We start from the raw sequence: 16,217 nt of genomic DNA, 5'->3' as shown, positions 1-16,217 counted from the left end.
CTATCTCTCCACCAATGCCACTTTGCGGTTATATATGTTCATCAGAGCAGATGTCACCAAACTCAAAGTGAGGTAAACACCCATTGTCATTGCGATAATTTCGATTGCTTGACCCGTTTGGTTCAATGTCGTTCCGGCAAACACAGATACAAGATCTGGATAACCTATCGCCATCGCAAGTGATGAGTTCTTAGTTAAGTTAAGATATTGGCTAGTGAGTGGAGGGATGATGATTCGCAAAGCTTGCGGAATCACAACTAATTTTAATGTCTTCGCACGAGGTAAGCCCAGGGCCATTGCTGCTTCCGTTTGCCCGTGGTTTACAGCATTAATACCAGAACGAACAATCTCTGCAATAAAGGATGCGGTATAAACACTTAATGCAATCAATAGTGCGGCTAACTCAGGAAGAATGGAGATACCTCCACGGAAATTAAATCCTTTAAGCACAGGGTAGTCTGTGCTGATAGGCATTCCGGCAAGAAGGTACGCGATAAAAGGTAAACCAACAATCAACCCAATACTAATTAGCGCAACAGGTGTTTGTTGACCGGTAAGTTTTTGTTTGTTGCCTGCCCAGATACTGATCACAACCGAAGCAATGACGGCAGCAATAAGCGCAACAAATATAATTCCACTGCCTTCCTCAAAAACGGGGCTTGGCAAATATAAACCACGTACATTAAGGAAAACGGATTCGCCTAAGCTGAGGCTTTGTCTTGGAGAAGGCAAAGCTTGTAAAACCGCAAAGTACCAAAAGAAAATTTGCAGGAGTAGGGGAACATTACGGAAAACTTCGATATAGACGGCAGCTATACGGCTAACCAGCCAGTTGCTAGATAGCCTAGCAATACCAACAAAGAACCCAAGAAATGTTGCTACGATTATCCCTAAAACGGAAACCAGAGCAGTATTGAGTAACCCGATTACAAAGGTTCTACCATAGGAAAAGGTTTCATCATACTCAATCAGAGTTAGGCCAATCCCAAAGCCTGCTTCTTGAGAAAGAAAATCAAATCCAGTGGCAATGCCACGAGCGTCAAGGTTGCTTAAAGCGTTGTTGACAATGGTGTAGAAAAAACTCGCCAATGCTGCAACAGCGATAATCTGAAACACAATTGAACGAAACGTAGGATTATATAGAAGATTTGTGCTCTGTGCCGGTTTACCCGAGCCAGACACTTTTTTATCAGTAGGTTGCATACAGCTATAACCTCAAATCCATGTAGCTAAATCTAGGTAAGCGAAGGGCGGCATACACCGCCCTTTTTATTTGATTATACTAATCAATAGCTTATCGGATTGGTGGCGCGTACATGAAACCGCCAGCATTCCATAGTGCATTCACGCCGCGAGAAATTTGTAGCGGAGAACCTGCACCTACAGTTCTTTCAAAGCTTTCACCGTAGTTACCGACTTGTTTGACAACTTGGTAGCCCCAATCATCAGCCAAACCTAGACCTTTACCTTTAGGACCGTCAACGCCAAGAATACGCTTGATGTTCGGATCTTTAGATTTCAGCATTTGGTCTGCGTTTTTAGAGGAAACACCGTATTCTTCGGCATTAATCATCGTGTTAAGCGTCCACTTCGCGATGTTAAACCAAACATCGTCCCCTTGACGTACTACAGGACCTAGTGGTTCTTTAGAAATGATTTCAGGAAGTACGACTGCAGACGCCGGATCTTTCAAATTTAGGCGAAGGGCATACAAACCAGATTGGTCTGTAGTCAGTACGTCACAGCGACCTGAATCGAAACCTTTGGATGTTTGAGCTGCTGTATCAAATACAACTGGCTTGTAAGACATGCCTTGGTTACGGAAGTAGTCTGCAAGGTTTAACTCGGTAGTAGTACCTGATTGAACACAAACGGAAGCTCCGTCTAGCTCTTTTGCGCTACTTAGACCAAGGTCTTTCTTGACCATGAAACCTTGACCATCGTAGTAGTTTACGCCGACAAAGTTCAGACCAAGTGCAGTGTCACGATGCAGAGTCCAAGTCGTGTTACGAGACAGAACGTCGATTTCACCAGACTGAAGTGCGGTGAAACGCTCTTTTGCAGTTAGAGGAACATATTTAACTTTTGATTTATCGCCTAAAACAGCAGCGGCAAGTGCTTGACAGTACTCTACGTCAATGCCTTCCCATTCACCTTTTGAGTTAGGGTTAGAGAAACCTGGTAGACCAGTACTTACCCCGCACTGAAGGAAGCCTTTCGACTTCACTTTATCCAACGTACCATCTGCTGCGAAAGCAGAAGTTGCCATCATAGCGGTTGAAGCAGCGACTACTGAAGCAAGAATAGTGAGTTTCTTCGCCATTTGAATCCTTCCTGTATCATCCATGCAATACCAATCGAAATTGGTTTACGTTTAGTTGTGTTAGTATTTTGTGCTGTTATGAAAGAAGTACGGCACTCTATTCATACAGCTATTTATAAGCGTAGGAAAGGATCTGGGATTTCTCAAATTGTTAATTTAAAAGAATTTTTGAGTGCAATCACAGAACCGAACGTAATTAGAATGACGAAATGTAATACGAATGTAAATAGTGCAACGACGCTACAAAATAGTGAGGCAGAGTTTTAAGTTCTGCTAAAGGTTATAATTTAGCCATTGATATTGCTATCAAAATGATTTCTAGATGATATGTCTCACAATAGAAGAAAATTTGAATGATGATCTCTGGAGGATTCTTAACCAGATGTCCCTAGTGCCCCCTTTTTGTTAGTATTACGGAAACAATAGAATTGCAACAAAGGATTAGGATGCGATATTTCCCGTTATTTTTTGACTTAAATCACAAGCCAGTATTGGTAATCGGAGGGGGAGAGGTTGCATCTAGAAAGGTTGACTCGCTGCTTCGGGCAGGAGCAGACGTTACGATTGTTTCCCCTAAAATTGACCCGTTTCTAAGAAAGCTAGTAGAAGAAAAAAAATGCCATTGGGTTAAAGCTTTTTATAGCCCAGATATGATGCAGGATTATGTCCAAGTATGGGCGACAACAGATAACCCTGAGCTGAACCACAAAGTCCACGCGGATGCCAAGAGTAAAGGCATTATGGTTAATGTTGTCGATGACCAGCCATATTGTGATTTCATCACGCCTTCAATGGTAAACCGCGGTCGTATTCAAATTGCGATTTCGAGCGGTGGTGCATCTCCGGTGTTGGTTAGAAATATTCGAGAGAAGCTTGAATCGATTCTTTCGCAAAATATTGGTCTTCTCGCCGAGTTTGCTTCTTCAAAAAGAAACAGCATAAAAGAGATTCTCCCGTCAGTGGATGAAAGAAGAAAATTTTGGGAAGCGTTTTTTTCTGACCCAAATATCGAATCGGTACAGGATAGGGCTTATCTTGAAAATCTATATGAAGCGCGTTTGAAAGATACTGACTTTGAAAGTGGCTCACTTACATGGCTAGAGTTTGGTGATGACATTGAGCTTATGTCAATCAAAGGCTTAAGGTTCATGCAAGAAGCTGAACTCGTATTTGCCCACAAAGATTGTCCATTTGAATTTGTTGATCTTTGCCGAAGAGACGCTGAGAGAGAGAGCTATAAAAACTATGCGGAGTTGTCGGCAAGGTTGTCCGACCCTAACGTATCTCCTCAGAGAGTGGTTGTATTTTTCCCCAAGGGTGAGCAGCATAATCCAGAGCTTAAATTACTTGCTCAAAACCACCGAATTATTGAAATTGCAGGTATTAACTAAACTGAGCTTGGGACAACAAATTGTCCAACTCGGTAAAAGTGAGTAAACAAAAAAGGCTTCGTAATTGAAGCCTTTTATAATATGCATCTTTTAAAGCAATCAAACCCTAGCTAACCTATCGAAATTACGAAATACACCTCGATAGGTTAATGAGGATTAATCGCGGAAGTTCTCATACTGAAAAGGTTGACCCAATTCTGACTGCTTTAGTAAAGCTATGACAGATTGTAAGTCGTCTCGTTTTTTACCAGTAACGCGTACTTTTTCGCCTTGCACTGCGGCTTGAACTTTGAGCTTGGCATCCTTAATTGTTTTCACAACTTTCTTAGCCATTTCCTTATCAATACCTTGCTTGAACAGGACGACCTGGTTCCAGCTTTTTCCTGAGGCATCCGCTTTTTGGGAGTCCATGGAATTGACATCCACACCACGCTTAGTCAGATTACCACGCAGGATATCCCTCATTTGTTTCAACTGAAATTCGGCTTCAGCATGAAGCTTTACGGTTTCATCTTTAAATTCAAAGTTGGCTTCAACACCTCGAAAATCGAAGCGAGTAGAAAGCTCGCGATTGGCATTATCGACAGCGTTACGAAGTTCAACTGTGTCGACTTCAGAAATAATGTCAAAAGAAGGCATAAGAATTATCCTTTGTCTGATCGTGTTTTTATGGCTTCAGCGAGCATATCTAGCATCTCGACTGTATGCTCCCAGCTTAAGCATGGGTCGGTGATCGACTGACCATAGGTAAGTGAAGTTATGTCGTTCATTGGCTGGTTACCTTCAAGAATGAAGCTCTCAGCCATAATTCCAGCAACGGCATCAGAACCAGAACGAATTTGCTGACAAATGTCTTCAGCCACCTCCAGCTGTTTACGATGCTGCTTTTGGCAGTTAGCGTGGCTAAAATCGACAACAAGTTTTTGCGGTAAATCGAAACTGCTAAGTTGCGCGCACGCATCAGCGACGGAATCGGAGTCGAAATTCGGTCCTTTGTCTCCACCTCTAAGAATAACGTGCCCGTAAGGGTTACCGGAAGTGCGATACACCGTCATTCGACCATTTTTGTCTGGAGAGTAAAAATAATGAGAAGCTTTGGATGCGCGAATGGCATCAATTGCAATCTTAACGTTTCCGTTTGTGCCGTTTTTAAATCCGACAGGGCAAGAAAGTGCAGAAGCCATTTCGCGGTGAATTTGTGATTCTGTGGTGCGAGCGCCAATGGCACCCCATGTAATAAGGTCAGCGATGTATTGACCCGTAATCATGTCAAGAAATTCTGTTGCTGTAGCCAAGCCTAGCTTGTTAATGTCTAGCAGCAACTTTCTTGCTTTATTTAAACCCGTTTCTAATGCATAAGAGCCATCTAGGTTTGGATCGGTTATCAACCCCTTCCAACCTACAACTGTACGAGGTTTTTCAAAATAGGTGCGCATTACAATGAATAGTTCATCTTTATACTTATCTTGAATGGCGCTTAGGCGTCTCGCGTAATCTAGCGCTGCCTCGGTATCGTGAACTGAGCAAGGGCCAACAATTGCCAGTAGCCGGTTATCCTGACCTGCTAAAATGGCTTCAATTTGTCGACGAGACTGTTCGATTCGCTCGGCAACGTCATCCGTGAGAGGGTGAGCTTGAACCAGCTCTGCAGGAGTGGGCATTGGGCCCAGAGGCTGAGTTCTTAATTCGTCTGTCTTTAAGGGCATGTGCACGCCTGTAGTTATACTGCAAAACGGTTAAGATAGCGGAAAATACATAGGGAATAAACACGCATTTATTCATATGAACAAAAACTTACCTTTCAATCCTAAATACCTCTGAAAATCGCCCTCAACTGTACATCGTTCTTGACATTGTGTTTGATTATTTTGACGTGATGGTTGGTAAGACTAGATCTCATCGTAAGCGTAACAGTGTCACGTTTATAGATATAAAGCAGTTTTCTTGCGATCGTACTATTAACATTCATTACAATTCATTGACAATTTGGCTATTGTATTTTTAACTGGTCTGACTAGTTTGTTCGATAGGTCTAGCCAATGTTTTCTGCGATACAAAAAGCAAATTTTTACTTGAACACGTTTGGATTCTTTAAGGTTCCACTTATTTGGCTATGCAGGCCTAAAATTCTTGTACTAAATGAGAAAACCGTTGAAGTTAGAATTCCGCTCAAGAAAAGAACAAAAAATCACCTCAACAGCATGTATTTTGGAGCGTTGGCGATAGGGGCTGACGTTGCTGGTGGATTTATGGCGATGGGGAAAGCACAAGAGCGAGGAGGTAAAGTGTCGTTAGCATTTAAAGGTGTGAAAGGGGAATTTCTAAAGCGACCAGAAGGCGATGTGCATTTCTTATGTCATGATGGACATGTAATTGATGAAATGTTGGATGAAACCTTTCAAACGGGTCAGCGTGTAAATAAGGCGGTGACAATTACAGCCATTTGCCCAACTTTACATGCGGAGGAGCCTATGGCTGTATTTGAATTAGTGCTATCGGTAAAAGCGGTTAGCTAATGGCGGTATTTTAAGGCTCAGTGTTCGTTTTGATAGCAACTTGCGCCGATAACGATCTGAGCCCATATCACTAAAGAGAAATTTGCTCTATATCTACAATCTTTGAGCGATTTAAAACAATTTTCCAGCGATAGTAATTTGATTCACCATCATGGTTATTTTCTCGAACGATTAGATTCAACAAGTGGCGTTTCTCAACTGATTCCTTACTAACCTGACCATCGTTGAGTTGATAGATCTTGCTGGAGCCTTTGTCCATTAGCCTAGCGATTTGGCTTAAGCTGATGTTTAACGTTTCACGTGTTTGTTCATAGCCACTCATAAATAATGTTGTCGTCATTTCTGTTTGGCTTCTGTAATGCAGAACTTTTTCTTCTCGCTGAGCAACGCGACGTTTTCGAATTTTTTGCACTCGATCGGGCAGCTTCGAATAGCTTGTGTAATCCATCCATTCAATTTTGTGACCCACCATTTTGTTGGTACTAGGGTCGTAGTAGCGACCTCGCCATTTAGGCTTGCCTTTGCGTATCCAGCGCCAAAGGATATCCCTGAGATCATCTTTGAAGATTTCACGCAACGCGTAGATAAACGACATAATGATGATAAACGATGCCGTAATTTCACCTAATTGATCGCGCATTAAAATCGCGATGGTTGTTACGAAAATCATTACAATGCCCGTAGCGATGCCTTTTACCGCTCTCATAACATTTTTACCCATCGAGCGGTTTTTCTTTTTAAGTACAATTGGGTATTCAATTAAGCGTCTGAGCAAGCGCATTTTGTTCGACATGCGGGTAATGTCGGTACGGGCTTTTTTAGAGTTGTATCGGTTAAGCTCTCGGTGCGCGACTTCCTTTTCACATAGTGTGATCAGACGTTCTTTAATGGCTGCATACTCTTTGCCCCTTGGCATGTGTGCAACTAAAGAGAGAAAGTGTTGCTCGGTGTACCACGAAAGGTAGTTGTCGATATTGGCGTAATAGCGTTTTTGAGTTTCGTCGTAGGGTATCGAACGGCGTAAGCGCTTAAGGATATCGAGAGCAAGGCTAATAACTTCATCCACTTCATCTTCAGTTACGCTGTCACGACTCTGATGATTTAATTCGTCAACAGCTTTATCTAGCGCGATAACATATTGGTAGGCATACAAGCTCAAACTGACACGATATTGGTTGTTCGACAATTGTCCCCGTTTTGCTAATCGGCTGTGGACCAAAGGCAGGTGGGTCTGATCACTGTAATAAGCGCGTTTTTCACTGAGAGCCCCGTAGTAAAAGTCATTTTCTGACACCACATCCGAGCTCAGCCCCAATTCTCCGGGAGCGAAAAGGTACACATCCAAATCCAGCTTCTTAGAAGTGGGCATTACGTGTGTCACTTTAAGAGTTAGCGCATCTTGTTTCTCAACAGTAATCACTAAAAGATCCTTTCATTTTTATTGTTATAGCGTGAAAGCGTTTTCAAAGAGGTTGGTATAAAATATAAAGTCAGATATCAATAAGCAACCCGTGCGGCTTGCATCGTATTGAAAATGAAGAGTGATTTACAACAGCAATCATAGCAGAGTTAACGTATAATCTCTGCCAAATTTAAGATGAGTAACACCCTAACATGATTAAAATTGGTCAAACCAACACATTAGAAGTTGTTCGCAAAGCAGAATTTGGACTATTTCTTGATGCGTCCGATTACGGAAGCGTACTTTTACCTAACAAGTATGTACCACAGGGTACAGACCTAGGCAGTAAAGTAGATGTCTTTCTGTATTTTGATTCTGATAATCAATTATGTGCGACAACTGAAACACCTATTGCACAAGTTGGTGAGTGGGGGTTGATGAAAATTGAAGGCGTAAACAGTACTGGTGCATTTGCAAGCTGGGGAATTGATAAGAAAGATTTGCTTATTCCTTTTAGTGAGCAACGTGCAAGGTTTCGTGTTGGTCAAGATGTGCTGGTTTTTGTTTATACCGATAAAGCATCAGGTCGTATTGTAGGAACAACCAAGTTTAATAAATGGCTTGATAACACGCCTGCAAATTACACAAAGAATCAGCAAGTTGACCTGATTATTGCTGAACGAAGCGAGTTAGGTTACAAAGCCATCGTTAACGGTGAGCATTGGGGCATGATATTTAGCTCTGATGTATTTGGTAAGCTGTTTATCGGTAAACGTTTGAAAGGTTATATCAAATCCGTTCGAGAAGATGGAAAAATCGATCTGTCACTTCAGAAGGTCGGTACAGCCAAGATGGATGATTTGAGTAGTAAAGTCCTTGATGTTTTAGAGAAAAAAGGCGGATTTTTGCCTCTAAATGACAAGTCCACACCTGAAGCTATTTTTGCCGTTTTCCGTACCAGCAAGGGCACATTTAAGAAAACGATCGGTGGCTTGTATAAATTGGGCAAAATTACGATCGATAAAGAAGGCATTCGACTTAACTAAATCGCTCAAGATTTTAGCGTTTTAGATAGGGGAATAGTGGGTTATTTGATTGTTAACTTTATGATTTGTTAGATATTAAACTTTTAGGGTAAATTTAGCTTATTGGTTTACTGCCGAAAAAGAGCCCAGAACGATTCCTGTTCTGGGCTAGGGGAATGGCTCTTGTAGAAAGAGCCTGCGCTAATTGCTTTTACTTAATCATAGTACACGCAGGCTCAATTACCACCATATATAGTGGTTAGAACAGGTTTACGTCTCTAACTAGTTCTCTTGGAAGACCATTTTTTATTCTATTGCCTACCCATTTTCCAATTCCTATGACATCGTTATCAAGTTTGACGATAACTTCACCTTTGCCAGATAAGTTTTCAGGTCTTACGTCTCTTCCCATATACCACTGACGTGCGTCTTCAATACTTAAAGACACACTCTGAGTTTCTTCTCCCGTAGAAAGTGCCATAACGGCTTCATGTTGCCAGCGATATCCTTTCTTGTGCGTCTCTGCCAGTTTTACTCCCATTCGACTAAAACGAATTTCACCTATCAAAGATTCTAATGCCACAGGGAATAGCCACACCTCTTTGTCTCTTACCCAAAGCTGCGTTTGCTCTGGCAGTGATATGCCTAAGGTTTCCACTAAGTGTTTCTCGATGTCTTTGGTTATTTTGGTCGAGACTTTTTCGAACGGGAATTTTCCTAAGCGTTTCTTAACTTGAGGTGCTTCCACCGAATGATGCTTACGAAGCCTCGCAACAAAGAAACCTTCGCTGTCAAAAATTTGCGGGTAAACATGTAAGAAGCCTTCTTCAGTAATGGCTGCATCTGCATTTTCAAACAAGTGTCCTAATGGTTCAAAATCAACAGCATCACCAAATTTATCTTTAAGGTGATGACAGACTTGTTGGTTTTCTTCCAAGTTAAGGGTACAAGTGGAGTAAACCAGCACACCACCGGGTTTTAATGCATGAAAAGCGCTCTCTATTAGGTCTTTTTGAGTAAGGGCAATATCCAATACAGATTCTTTGCTCCAGTTACTCATTGCGTCTGGATCTTTGCGCACCGCCCCTTCACCAGAGCAAGGTGCATCAAGTAGAATCGCATCAAATTTCTCTGGTAGCCACCCACCAAAAACACGACCGTCAAAATTCGTCAACGCAACATTTCGTACACCACAACGTTGAATATTGGAATGGAGTACTTTGACTCGACTGGCCGAAAACTCGTTGGCGACAAGCGTGCCTCTGTTTTTAAGTGCGGCTGCTATTTGAGTCGTTTTAGACCCAGGCGCAGAGGCCACATCGAGAACCGTATTCAATTCGTCCACATCTTTGTCGATGAGTAATGCGGTAACCGGCATCATGGAGCTCGCTTCTTGTATGTAAAATAGCCCAGCCATATGCTCCGACGTATTTCCAAGTGGTACTGCGTCGGATTCGTCACGTTCTATCCAAAACCCCGTATCACACCAAGGGACAGGTGTGAGCGTCCATCCTTTAGACTTAGCTCTGTTTAAAAACGCTTCAACAGTAATTTTCAGAGTATTTACACGAATACTTCGACGCAACGGGCGTTTGCATGCTGCTATGAATTCATCCATGTCCAAGTGAGAAGGCATAATTTCTTGGATCTGATCGACGAATGCGTCAGGGAGTTTGATATTGGAGTGCAAATTAGTATCTCTGAAGAAAATTTTGTTGCCAATTCTATCGCAAATCAAAAAAAATGCAGCTTAAACTGAAGCTGCATTTTGGAGATTAATAGTATTTCTATTTCGGAATTGGAGTACGCCATTCTAGCCATTCTGGCTGGGCAATTTCATATAAGAAAAACGCTGATTTTTCCTTTGCTAACCCCTCTAAAGGGCTACTTTCTGGCGTTGCGAAAGCGATGCCGCCTCTAACGATACTGTCTACGGTTCCGGCTTTTATTTTCGCTCCTGTAATCCCGATAGAAACATCCACCCCTGATACATTCCAGAATACGGTGTTTTTTCTCACTAGGTGTTCAAACTGATTGTCGATTTGGATGGTTGTAATGATTCTGTCAGCAAATGCACCCAATGCAACGTCAGTTACTCTGCCGACTTCCATATCACGATACAAAAGTGGAGTTCCTACTGAAATAGAATTTCTGCGCTCACTTTGTAATTGAAATGCTTTACCTTGCAACTGACCGCTTTGCATGTGTAATTTAAATGCAAACGCTCTTTTGTTTCCTGATGGCTCTACATTAATGTACTTACTGAGTAATGTTTCGATGTTCTTGACACCTTTCAAACCCAGTTCGGGTTGAACCAACCAAAAATGTGTCCCATTCAGAGCGATGTTTTTAACATACTCTGGCAAGATTCGAGCTTTGATCTCAACTTTTTCGTTTTTGAAATCCGGCGTAACAAGCGTGACTTCACCAACAGGCACACCTTGGTATTTAAGCTTCATTCCCTTTGCTACGCCATTTGCGCTCGCGCTGGTTAATGTAATTAGGCGTCCAAATTTTCTCGCATCTTCATAGTTGCCGTATAACTTCCAATGTTGATTCAGTTTGTTTTCCACTCCCGGTAGTGAATCAAAGGCTATGCCGCCCTGAATCAAGGTTTTAACAGGCGCTGCCGTAATATTTATACCATTCAGGTCCGCATTGACCTCAATACCTGAGCGATTCCAAAAAACAGTACTCTTATTCATCAAATGTTTGTATTGGTTTTCGACCTTTAAGTGAAGCAAGACTCCACCATTTGTAAGCTTGAAATCGGAAACTTTACCAACTTGAAGATTGCGATAAAGAAGCGGTGCTCCTTTGGAAAGGGAAGGCAATGTTTGGCTGAATAGCGTTATGCTTTGAGAGCCGCTCTGATTGAACTCAGCGAGCTGGGCAAGTGACTGGCTCGCAAACAATGTGTATTGTGACCTAGCTTTCTTACTTCCTTGACTAGTAAAGCTAATCGAGCCCGTTAATAAACGCTTTGCTGGTGGGACGGAAACACTCAAACCAGAATCAGTCAGTTCTGCTTTAGCGCTTCCATCAACAAAGAAACGGTTCCTACTTTTAATCAGGTGCGCGTATTGACCGTCGATAAGAGCCGTCATCTGAACTTGATCGTCCAAAAGGCTAATTTTGGTAATACTACCGACTTGAATTCCTCGATAGAGTAGGTGGGTACCAAACTCCAACCCAAATGAATCGTCTGAAATGAACGTGATCTCTATGGAACCTGGGCTTTCAAGTGCTAATTCTGATTTTCTTATCGCGACAAACTCACGGGATTTTTCACCGTCACCTGGTACCAATGTTAAGAAATTACCCGTAACAAGGTTGCCGATGTTTTCTACGCCAGTGAGTGACACTTCTGCTTCTTCAAGTAAGAAGCGCGTTTCCGTTTTTAACGTATCGGCAAAGCTAGGTTGGATAGAAGCGTATGCGATGATTCTCGTGCGATCCAGCGAAAGCTGAACATCGGTAATCTGACCAATCTCGATGCCTCGATACACTATCGGTGCACCATTGGTACTAACTTTATTGTCGTAAGGCAGCTCAATCTGAATAGGAATCCCGCGCCCAGCGGTTTTTAGATCGGGATAGAGTTTGAACTCTGCGCCTTCAATAACGGGCTGACCTTCGTCGGGGGAGTCTACCGCTATTGCACCGCCAAGCATTGCACTTAAGCTTTCCACCTTGACATCGACACCACCAAACCCAACATTAGCGCCAATTCCACTGACATTCCAAAAACGACTTTCGCTGGTTACTAGGTGAGTGTATTCGTCTTCAATGAAAGCGCGAATACTGACGGAGTTGCCATCTTCATCTAACTGATAACCGTATACTTCCCCAATTGGAATTTTCTTGTAGACAATCTGAGAGCCGACGGAAATAGCGCCTAAATCCGATGAGTGCAAAACAATGTTTAATCCTTGATTTGCGAGAAGGTCGGTTGGGCTATTTTCAAGAGCGGTAAAGACTGGTTCGAAATCATCATCTTCAATGTCGCCGGTTCCAGGGTGTATCGCAATGTAGTTACCAGAAACAAGGGCATCTAACCCTGAGATACCAGAAAGACTTGCTGTGGGCTTGATGAGCCAAAAACGAGTCTGCCCGCTTAATAGCTTAGTGGCTTCTGGGTATATATCGGCTTCTACAAAGATGTTGTCTAGTTCCGGAGATAGTTTGATATCGCGTACCATACCCACTTCCAAACCTTGATAACGAATCGTTGTTCTACCCGCAATTAAGCCTTGTGCGTCAGAAAAGTAAATTTGAATTCTTTGCCCAGCTTCATTGACTGCCTTTACGACAAGCCACCCAGCCAAGCAGATTGTAATAATGGGTAAGAGCCAAAGAGGAGAGATACCGATGTCTCGTTTAACTCTCGGTGAATGGGCATTTTGATTATTGTCTAAATTACTCATTTACAGTCGCTTTCCGTTCAGGGACATCTTCATTGTCCCAAATTAGCCTAGGATCCAAGCTCTCCGTTGCCAGCATCGTGAGTATCACGACGATTGCAAACGCAACGGCTCCGTATCCTGGTGTAAAATCGAGAATTTGGCCCCTATCGACCAAAGTCATCATGATCGAAATAACGAATAAATCCATCATCGACCACTTTCCAATCCACTTGACAGCGAAGTAGATATTCATTCGTTGTCTCTTATACATTTTTTGTTTGAACTGGATACTCAGCAGTATGTAACTGAGCCCAAGAATTTTAATGGCAGGCACTATAATCGATGCCACAAAAATAATGAGTGCGATGCCAGGCATACCCGTTTTTACTAATGATGCCACGCCAGAGAAAATGGTGTCTTCCAATCGCTTTCCGTTAGTCAGCAATATAGAGATCGGGATGACATTCGCTGGCACAATAGCGATGGAAGCAGCGATCAGATACGCCCACGTTTTTTGAATTGAGAATGGTCGCCTATGGTGTAACGGGTTGTCGCAGCGATCGCAGCGAATGGAATCGGGTTGTGATAAATGACAGCTGTGGCAATGAATTTCTTTTATGGAATAGTTGAAGCTTGTTTCAGGCTCCCATGTTTCCCAGTAGCGCCTAACGCTAACTCGTGAAATGAGCATGAGTGAAAAAAGCTGAAGGAGAATCAGCCCTAATAGCCCCCATCCTACAAAAATGTCAGCGTAGTCTTGTAACTTAAAACAGGAGATGCCGATGCTGATTAAGAACACGTCTAGCATCATCCAATGCTTAAGGTGTTGAATGTTCAGTAACGAATACTGCAGTGGTTTTAGCCAACGCATTTTGAGTGAAAGGTGTGCCATCACCACCGACATACAAACAATAAACGGAGCAATGGATGCGCAGAATAAAACCAGTAACCCTAAGCCAATAAACCCTTCTTGCATTAACGTAAAGGTTCCATCCGTTAATGTGGCTGGAATCATTACTCCGAAGAGGCGAATACTGATAAATGGAAAAAAATGCGACGGAATAAAAAGTAGGAGGCAGGCGACTGCTAAAGCCAGATCGCCATTGATTGACCGTTCGCCGCCCCGATAAAGCTGAGTATTGCAGCGAGGGCAGTGCGCACTTTGACCTTTGGGGATAGTGAGCTTATCAACAGGCAATTCGCAGTGTTGACAAAGACGAACTTGGCTCACACTTTGGCTGTGTTCAGTCGTCATTCAATCACCAACGAATCGCATTCTACTGGGTATAAAGGTGACAATGTCACGATCCAGTTTGAACGCTACCATAAAGTGTTTGATAAAGCCCATCTTGTTGAACCAGTTCAACATGTGTCCCCGCTTGTGTGACTTGCCCATCTTCTAAAACATAGATCAGATCGGCCTGTTTTACGGCAGAAAGTCTGTGCGCGACAATTAAGGTTGTTCGACCGGCAAGAAATTGATTCAGCGCTGTATGTAGAGCCGACTCCGTTGCAGTATCGAGTGCCGATGTTGCTTCGTCCAAGATAACAAATTTCGGGTTGCTTAGTACCATTCGTGCGATGGCCAAACGCTGCCTTTGTCCACCAGACAACCGAACACCTTGTCTACCTATTTGCGTGTCTAGCCCCTCGGTAAGCTGCTCAGTAACATCTTGCAGTTGAGCTACTTCGAGCGCTTTCCAAAGCTGGGCATCGCTATATTCCGTTCCTAACGTGAGATTATGCCTTAAGCTGTCATTAAAAAGTATAGGTTGTTGTAATACAACAGCAATATGTTTACGTATTAGCTCGAAGCCAATGTCTTCAGTTGTATGCCCATTAAAGGTGATTTGTCCCGATTTTGCCCCATAAACACCAATGAGAAGTTGTATTAGGGTCGACTTTCCGCCACCACTTGCACCAACAAGTGCCACTTTTTTGCCATTAGGGATATGCAATGAAAGGTTACTGAGCACGGTTTTTTCATCATTATATGAAAACGTGACGTTTTGAATGCCGACATCAACACTTTCATTTAAGGCAAACGGATCAACTTTTCCGCCTGTTCTCGCCTCTTCTTCTAAGTTAAGTAAAGAATTAATTCGCTTGAGTGCCGCTTTTGCGCTGTACCAAGAAAATTGAATGCCTAACAATTCTTGTACGGGGGTGAGCATGAACCACAGGTAACCAAATACCGCGAAGATCTGCCCAATGGTAAGGTCACTGAATAGTACCATCAGCATAGCAACAGCTCTAAAGAGCTCAAACCCAAGCAGAAAGAGTAAAAAGGAGACACGACCGGCAGCTTCTGATTGCCATGCGTATTTGTCTGCATCTACGCGGATGTCATTTGCTTGTTCTTTAAGTTGTTTAAGAAACACACTTTCTTTATTAGCTGCTCGTAACTGATAGATGCCGTCCAATGTTTCGATAAGTCTATTTTGGAATTTTTCAAAGGATTGGTTTTCACGTTTTTTAAGGTGTTTAACTTTGCTGCCAAGCTTTCTTGAAAAATAAATAACGATCGGATTGACTAATAAAATAAACAACCCTAAACGCCAATCTAACCAAAGCAATATTCCCGCTGTACCAATAACCGTAAGCAAGCTCACTACAAACTTACTTAGAGTGGAACCAATAAATTGGTCAATAGTCTCTATGTCAGTAATAAGGTGTGCATTGATACCACCACTACCACATGTTTCATACTGAGCAATACTGATTCGACCTAACTTGTCGATCATGATTTCACGCATTTTGCAGGTAATGGTTTTGGACACTAGAGTGAATTGTCGGCTCTGAAGGATATTAAGTGCCTGTGACATACAGCGCATGAGAATAACCAGTACAAGTGTTAGCCCAATATATCCAATGGGGGTCTGCCAGGCTGAAGGTAATAGCTGATTCATGGCATCCAGACCACTTGCGGGTTGGTTCATCAGCACTTCATCAACCATTAATGGCATAAGTAATGGAATGGGTACACTGATTAAAGTTGCGCCTATCGCGATTAAGTTAGCGACCATTAAGCGCTTTTTGTGTTTTTTTGCTTGTGTTAATAACCACGAACGGCTAATAGTGTGTTCACTCATAACGAATTTTTTACAAATGCCAAGTTTTCTTGTTGATGTGGCATTGTACGTACATCTCTCGG

The 16,217-nt window shown here is 42.5% G+C and carries 12 protein-coding genes; 3 read left to right on the top strand and 9 right to left on the bottom strand.

Going from position 1 to position 16,217, the window contains the following annotated elements; translation table 11 throughout:
* Together LDO37_RS09325 and LDO37_RS09320 are read right to left on the bottom strand one after the other, a co-directional pair.
* Positions 1-1,203 carry an amino acid ABC transporter permease gene (locus LDO37_RS09325; RefSeq protein WP_126609632.1) on the bottom strand — a complete coding sequence of 401 codons (1,203 nt, stop codon included), beginning with the start codon at positions 1,201-1,203 and terminating at the stop codon, positions 1-3.
* 91 nt (positions 1,204-1,294) lie between these two features.
* Complete coding sequence (locus LDO37_RS09320) at positions 1,295-2,323, bottom strand: amino acid ABC transporter substrate-binding protein (protein WP_126609633.1); 1,029 nt, start codon at positions 2,321-2,323, stop codon at positions 1,295-1,297.
* 446 nt (positions 2,324-2,769) lie between these two features.
* Between LDO37_RS09320 and LDO37_RS09315 the strand changes: the two genes are divergently transcribed.
* Complete coding sequence (locus LDO37_RS09315; protein WP_126609634.1) at positions 2,770-3,714, top strand: precorrin-2 dehydrogenase/sirohydrochlorin ferrochelatase family protein; 945 nt, start codon at positions 2,770-2,772, stop codon at positions 3,712-3,714.
* Positions 3,715-3,870: 156 nt separating this feature from the next.
* Here LDO37_RS09315 and LDO37_RS09310 read toward each other — a convergent pair whose 3' ends face one another.
* Positions 3,871-4,353, bottom strand: coding sequence for a YajQ family cyclic di-GMP-binding protein (locus LDO37_RS09310; RefSeq protein ID WP_101113889.1), 483 nt, complete (start codon positions 4,351-4,353; stop codon positions 3,871-3,873).
* 5 nt (positions 4,354-4,358) lie between these two features.
* The gene (locus tag LDO37_RS09305) at positions 4,359-5,420 is read right to left on the bottom strand and encodes a 3-deoxy-7-phosphoheptulonate synthase (RefSeq protein ID WP_101113888.1); all 1,062 of its coding nucleotides are present in this window, start codon (positions 5,418-5,420) and stop codon (positions 4,359-4,361) included.
* Between the two features lie 333 nt (positions 5,421-5,753).
* Between LDO37_RS09305 and LDO37_RS09300 the strand changes: the two genes are divergently transcribed.
* Positions 5,754-6,230: a DUF4442 domain-containing protein gene (locus LDO37_RS09300; protein WP_126609635.1), complete on the top strand. Its 477-nt coding sequence runs from the start codon at positions 5,754-5,756 to the stop codon at positions 6,228-6,230.
* Between the two features lie 70 nt (positions 6,231-6,300).
* On the opposite strand, the gene LDO37_RS09295 is transcribed toward LDO37_RS09300, so the two are convergent.
* On the bottom strand, positions 6,301-7,650 hold the full coding sequence (locus LDO37_RS09295; RefSeq protein WP_101113886.1) for a hypothetical protein: 1,350 nt from the start codon (positions 7,648-7,650) through the stop codon (positions 6,301-6,303).
* Positions 7,651-7,844: 194 nt separating this feature from the next.
* Here LDO37_RS09295 and LDO37_RS09290 point away from each other — a divergent pair, with 194 nt between their 5' ends.
* Complete coding sequence (locus tag LDO37_RS09290; protein WP_101113885.1) at positions 7,845-8,678, top strand: CvfB family protein; 834 nt, start codon at positions 7,845-7,847, stop codon at positions 8,676-8,678.
* 238 nt (positions 8,679-8,916) lie between these two features.
* On the opposite strand, the gene rsmF is transcribed toward LDO37_RS09290, so the two are convergent.
* From rsmF to LDO37_RS09270, 4 genes are all read right to left on the bottom strand, one after another.
* The gene (gene rsmF / locus LDO37_RS09285; protein WP_126609636.1) at positions 8,917-10,347 is read right to left on the bottom strand and encodes a 16S rRNA (cytosine(1407)-C(5))-methyltransferase RsmF; all 1,431 of its coding nucleotides are present in this window, start codon (positions 10,345-10,347) and stop codon (positions 8,917-8,919) included.
* 97 nt (positions 10,348-10,444) lie between these two features.
* Positions 10,445-13,084 carry an MlaD family protein gene (locus LDO37_RS09280; RefSeq protein WP_126609637.1) on the bottom strand — a complete coding sequence of 880 codons (2,640 nt, stop codon included), beginning with the start codon at positions 13,082-13,084 and terminating at the stop codon, positions 10,445-10,447.
* Positions 13,077-14,318, bottom strand: a complete 1,242-nt coding sequence (locus LDO37_RS09275) for a paraquat-inducible protein A (RefSeq protein ID WP_126609638.1) — start codon at positions 14,316-14,318, stop codon at positions 13,077-13,079. The genes LDO37_RS09280 and LDO37_RS09275 overlap by 8 nt, the downstream gene beginning before the upstream one ends.
* Positions 14,319-14,364: 46 nt before the next feature.
* Positions 14,365-16,155: an ABC transporter ATP-binding protein gene (locus LDO37_RS09270; protein ID WP_126609639.1), complete on the bottom strand. Its 1,791-nt coding sequence runs from the start codon at positions 16,153-16,155 to the stop codon at positions 14,365-14,367.
* Between the last annotated feature and the right edge of the window lie 62 nt (positions 16,156-16,217).

The organism is Vibrio penaeicida (assembly GCF_019977755.1).
GTDB lineage: Bacteria > Pseudomonadota > Gammaproteobacteria > Enterobacterales > Vibrionaceae > Vibrio > Vibrio penaeicida.
This window is presented reverse-complemented; position numbering and strand designations above follow the sequence as displayed.

Bases quoted from the DNA above. Each gene is read 5' to 3' on its own strand.
- LDO37_RS09270 (WP_126609639.1), bottom strand. From the start codon at position 16,155: ATGAGTGAACACACTATTAGCCGTTCGTGGTTATTAACACAAGCAAAA.
- LDO37_RS09325 (WP_126609632.1), bottom strand. From the start codon at position 1,203: ATGCAACCTACTGATAAAAAAGTGTCTGGCTCGGGTAAACCGGCACAG.
- LDO37_RS09305 (WP_101113888.1), bottom strand. From the start codon at position 5,420: ATGCCCTTAAAGACAGACGAATTAAGAACTCAGCCTCTGGGCCCAATG.
- LDO37_RS09280 (WP_126609637.1), bottom strand. From the start codon at position 13,084: ATGAGTAATTTAGACAATAATCAAAATGCCCATTCACCGAGAGTTAAA.
- LDO37_RS09290 (WP_101113885.1), top strand. From the start codon at position 7,845: ATGATTAAAATTGGTCAAACCAACACATTAGAAGTTGTTCGCAAAGCA.
- LDO37_RS09315 (WP_126609634.1), top strand. From the start codon at position 2,770: ATGCGATATTTCCCGTTATTTTTTGACTTAAATCACAAGCCAGTATTG.
- LDO37_RS09320 (WP_126609633.1), bottom strand. From the start codon at position 2,323: ATGGCGAAGAAACTCACTATTCTTGCTTCAGTAGTCGCTGCTTCAACC.
- LDO37_RS09310 (WP_101113889.1), bottom strand. From the start codon at position 4,353: ATGCCTTCTTTTGACATTATTTCTGAAGTCGACACAGTTGAACTTCGT.
- LDO37_RS09300 (WP_126609635.1), top strand. From the start codon at position 5,754: ATGTTTTCTGCGATACAAAAAGCAAATTTTTACTTGAACACGTTTGGA.
- LDO37_RS09275 (WP_126609638.1), bottom strand. From the start codon at position 14,318: ATGACGACTGAACACAGCCAAAGTGTGAGCCAAGTTCGTCTTTGTCAA.